This window comes from Methylobacterium sp. CCH5-D2, assembly GCF_001556475.1.
Classification (GTDB): Bacteria; Pseudomonadota; Alphaproteobacteria; order Rhizobiales; family Beijerinckiaceae; genus Methylobacterium; species Methylobacterium hispanicum.
The window spans coordinates 1-2,388 of sequence record NZ_LSIX01000072.1 but is presented as its reverse complement, the minus strand read 5'-3'; the positions used below and the strand labels follow the sequence as shown (position 1 = coordinate 2,388).

Below are 2,388 nucleotides of genomic sequence, written 5' to 3'. Positions count from 1 at the left end.
CCCCCGCCGAGCCGGCCATCGACCCGCAGGCCGCGCTGCGCGCCCTGTTCGGCGCGGGGCAGGAGGCGGCCCCGGTCCTCGGGCAGCAGGCGGGGGTGCAGCAGACCGCGCAGGCCGCACAGATGCAGGCCGCCCAGACGCAGACCGCACAGACGCTGACCGCACAGACGCCGGCCGCACAGGTCCAGGCGGCCGCGGCGGCGCTCGCCGCCCCGGGTGCCGGCGCCGCGACGGACCTCGCCGCCCTGGCCGAGCGCGCCGCGCGCCGGGCCGCCTCGGCGGAGCCTCCGGCCGCGCGGCCGACCCTCGCGGTCCTGGCGCAGGAGACGCATTTCGCGCCGGTCGCGCCCTCCGGGCTGCCCGCCGGCCCCGCGGCCGGTGCCGTGCCGGACGCCGCGGCCGCCCTCGCCGCGGTGACGGGCCCGGACGCGCGGGCCGCCGGGGCGAATGCCCAGGCGGAGGGCGCCGCGCTGCCGGGATCCGGGCCGGCGGCACTGCGGACCGGCGGCGCGACCGTCGCGCCGCCTCCGGAAACCCCGCGGGCGGCCGCGCCGGCCGTCCCGGCCGCGGACCCGGCCGCATCGGCCGTCCCGCCGGCCGCGGTCGCGGCGGCGGCCTCCGCGGCGACCGACACGCCCGCGCCCGTCCCGGCCGGCGGCCGGACGGCGCAGGCCCGCGAGGCGGAGCGGACGGCGGCCGGTGCCCGGTCGGGGAGCCCGTCGGTGCAGGCCGGGACCGAGTCGGTCGATGCCCGGGCCGGCACGGCCCCGGCCGTGGCGCGGACACACGGCCAAGCGTCCGGCCAGATGTCCGGCCAAGCCTCCGGCCAAGATGCCGGCCAGAATGCGGGGACCGCGGGCCGGGAGGGCGCCGTCCCCGACCCGGCGCCGGGCGAGGCCGAGGCGACCGACGCGGTCCCGGGCGCGGCCGGGGGTCAGGCCGGGCTGCCGCCCGCGACGCTGCGCCAGCTCGCCCAGGCGATCGCCGCGGAGGCTCCCGCCGCCGCGGCGCCGGCCCAGGCGGCGCGGCCGGGCCAGCTGCCCGAGGGGCCGCTGCGCCTGCTCACGATCCAGCTCCAGCCGGGCGACCTCGGCACCGTGACGGTGCGGATGCGCCTGCAGGAGGGCCGGCTGGAGATCGGCCTGGAGACCGGCCGCCACGACACCGCCGAACTGCTGCGCCGCGACGGCGGCGCCCTGACCGAGCTGCTGCGCGGGGCCGGCTACCAGACCGACCTCGTCGCCATCCAGGCGGGCGGGGCGGAGCTGTCGGGCGGCCAGCCGGGCTCGGGCCAGGGAGCCGGGCAAGGGGCCGGACAGGGCGCCGGGCAGGGCGCTCAGGCCGCGCCGGGCCGCGGCCTGCCGGGTTTCCCGGCCGAGGGCGGCCAGGGCGGGAGCCAGGGTGGCGGCCAGGGCGGGGAGGGGCGCAACCCCGACCAGACCGCCCGCCGCGGGAGCGAGGGACCCCGGAGCGGGGAGAGGGGACATGAGGCGTATCCTGACGCGCGCGATCGTCGCGGCCTGTATCTCTAGCCTGTGCGGGGCGCCGGCCGGCGCCACCGCGCCCGCGCCCGCGGTGTCGAGTCCCACGGCCTCGGCGGCCGACGTGCCGGTGCCGGCCGCCCCCAGCCGCGTCTGCGAGCAGCAGATGGCGCAGGCCGCGGCCAAGCACGGGGTGCCGCTGGGCATGCTCTACGCGGTGGGGCTGACCGAGAGCGGCAAGCGCGGCTCGCTCCAGCCCTACGCGATGAACATCGGCGGCCGGGCCTATTTCGGCACCGGCCCGGCCGACGTGCTGCGCAAGCTCGGCGAGGCGCAGGCGGCCGGCACGCGGCTGGTCGATCTCGGCTGCATGCAGATCAACCACCACTATCACCGGGCGAAGTTCCCCTCGCTCGAGGCGATGATCGACCCGCGCCAGAACGTCGAGTACGCCACCCGCTTCCTGAAGGAATTGAAGGAGCGCGAGGGCAGCTGGACCCTGGCCGTGGCGCGCTACCACGCCGGCCCCAACAACAACCCGGCCCAGAAGCTCTACGTCTGCCGGGTGATCACCAACATGGTCGCCACCGGCTTCGGCAGCTGGACGCCCGGCGCGAAGACCTTCTGCCAGTAGGGGCGGGCGAGCATGGGAGCGCGGTCGGCCTGCTCGACCGCGCGGCCGGCCGCACCGGCCGTTCGCGAGCCGATCAGGACCGACCGTGCCGCCTCAGTCCCATCGGGGCGGGCAGGAAATTTGCCACCGGCATTTCCATATGCGCTAGGGTGGATCGTTGCACTCCCGGACAGGCAACCATGGCAATCTACGAGCACCTATTCCTCGCACGCCAGGATGTGACGTCCCAGCAGGTCGAGACCATGATCGACACCTACAAGGGTGTGATCGAGC

At 78.0% G+C, this 2,388-nt stretch carries 2 protein-coding genes and 1 pseudogene; all 3 read left to right on the top strand.

All coding sequences use genetic code 11. The features are described from left to right. Nucleotides 1-1,532 (top strand): flagellar hook-length control protein FliK (locus AX737_RS01695; RefSeq protein ID WP_066918490.1); only part of this gene is annotated, 1,532 nt, incomplete at its 5' end. Next, nucleotides 1,486-2,115 carry a transglycosylase SLT domain-containing protein gene (locus AX737_RS01690; RefSeq protein WP_082772817.1) on the top strand — a complete coding sequence of 210 codons (630 nt, stop codon included), beginning with the start codon at nt 1,486-1,488 and terminating at the stop codon, nt 2,113-2,115. The genes AX737_RS01695 and AX737_RS01690, both read left to right, overlap by 47 nt. A 179-nt stretch (nt 2,116-2,294) precedes the next feature. Further along, nucleotides 2,295-2,388: pseudogene (locus AX737_RS01685) on the top strand (30S ribosomal protein S6); the annotation flags it as partial.

What these genes read in the sequence shown, in the direction of transcription:
- AX737_RS01690 (WP_082772817.1), top strand. Translation starts at nt 1,486, where the DNA reads ATGAGGCGTATCCTGACGCGCGCGATCGTCGCGGCCTGTATCTCTAGC.